The organism is Elstera litoralis (assembly GCF_000963705.1).
GTDB classification, from domain to species: Bacteria; Pseudomonadota; Alphaproteobacteria; order Elsterales; family Elsteraceae; genus Elstera; species Elstera litoralis.
This window is the reverse complement of sequence record NZ_LAJY01000695.1, coordinates 1-1,478: the sequence shown is the minus strand read 5'-3', so window position 1 is coordinate 1,478 and position 1,478 is coordinate 1. Positions and strand designations below refer to the sequence as shown.

General features: G+C 64.3%; 1 protein-coding gene. It reads left to right on the top strand.

What is annotated here, in order from left to right; all coding sequences use genetic code 11:
- Positions 1 to 226 precede the first annotated feature (226 nt).
- The gene (locus VZ95_RS19065; protein WP_045777270.1) at positions 227 to 1,432 is read left to right on the top strand and encodes an MFS transporter; all 1,206 of its coding nucleotides are present in this window, start codon (positions 227 to 229) and stop codon (positions 1,430 to 1,432) included.
- The last annotated feature ends 46 nt before the right edge of the window (positions 1,433 to 1,478 follow it).

The window sequence follows — 1,478 nt, the reverse complement described above, 5'->3', positions numbered from 1 at the left end:
TGTGAAGCCAGAAAACTGCTTCGTCAGCCCCCGCGTCTCAAGGATAGCGGTGCTCACCAATTCGTATACCTCCCCCATGCGAAGCTTTTATTGCTTCTTTCTGTCCGAGTTTTCCTCGGTACGCCCGACAAGATGAGCCAACCTGAGTGATCCGTCAACTCTGCAGACCAAGTTTTAAGGATTGGTGGTTGATCGCTCGGTTAAACCGGCCCATCCTGCTGAAACAATGACCAATTCCGCCGCGCTCACCCCCGGAACCCCAGCCTACCGCCGCTTTGCCGCCGCAATGATTGCCGTAGGAATCGCCACGTTTGCGCACCTTTATTGCGTACAACCATTGCTGCCGCTCTTAGCCGAAAGTCTCAGTCTGTCCCCGTCGACCAGTTCGCTCTCACTGTCGGTGACGACGCTCATGCTGGCGGGGGCTCTACCGCTCATCGGGCCATTGACCGAACGGGCGAACCGGCGGCGGGTGTTGGGGTTCGCGCTCGCCGGAGCGGTTTTGGCGACCTTGGCGACGCTGTTAAGCCCCTCCTGGCCGATCCTGCTGATTTCCCGCGCGGTGTTAGGCCTCGCGCTTGCCGCCCTGCCCGCCACCGCCATGGCGATGATCGCCGAAGAAGTTTCACCCGCCGCCCTTGGCCGGATGATGGGCCTCTATCTCGCTGGAACGGTGTTCGGCGGCATGAGCGGGCGGGTGCTAGCGGGGATTCTCGCTGATTGGGGGGGCTGGCGCGGGGCCCTGGCGGGAATCGATCTGGTCGGGCTGCTCTGCCTGCTGGTCTTCTGGCGATGCTGCCCCGCCCCCACCGGCTTCACCCCGCGCACAATCGCCCTGCGCCCCTATCTGACAGCCTTGCTGCACTATGCGCGCGACCCGGCCCTGCGGAATTTGGCGCTGATGGGTGGGCTGCTGATGGGCCAGTTCGTCGCCACGTATAATTATCTCGGCTTCCGCCTGCTCGCGGAGCCCTTCGCGTTGGAGCCGAAAACGGTCGGGCTGCTGTTCCTCACCTATATCGCCGGGATGATCGGCACTACTCAGGGCGGGCGTTGGCTCGACCGTTGGGGCGCACACCGGGCTTTGCCGCTGGCCCTCGCCCTCACCGCCGCCGGGCAAGGGGCGATGCTGATCGAGCATATCGCGCCGATTGCGGTCGGACTCGCCACGATGACCTTCGGCTTCTTCGCCGCCCACGCCTGCCTGTCCACGATGGTCGGACGGCGCGGCGGCGAGTCGAAAAGCCGGGCGGTGGCCCTCTATCTCATCGCCTATTACATCGGCTCCAGCGCGCTCGGGGCCGGGTTGGGCCACGCCTGGAGCGCGCTGGGTTGGCCGGGAGTTTCAACCGCAACCTTGACTGCTATTGGACTTTCGGCGCTGCTGCTGCCTCGGGCGCTTCGGCCAGAATCTGCCAAATCGGGTTCTTGAGCTTCGCGACGAACGCCGCGTGCCGCGCCAGTTCTTCCGGGCTGGC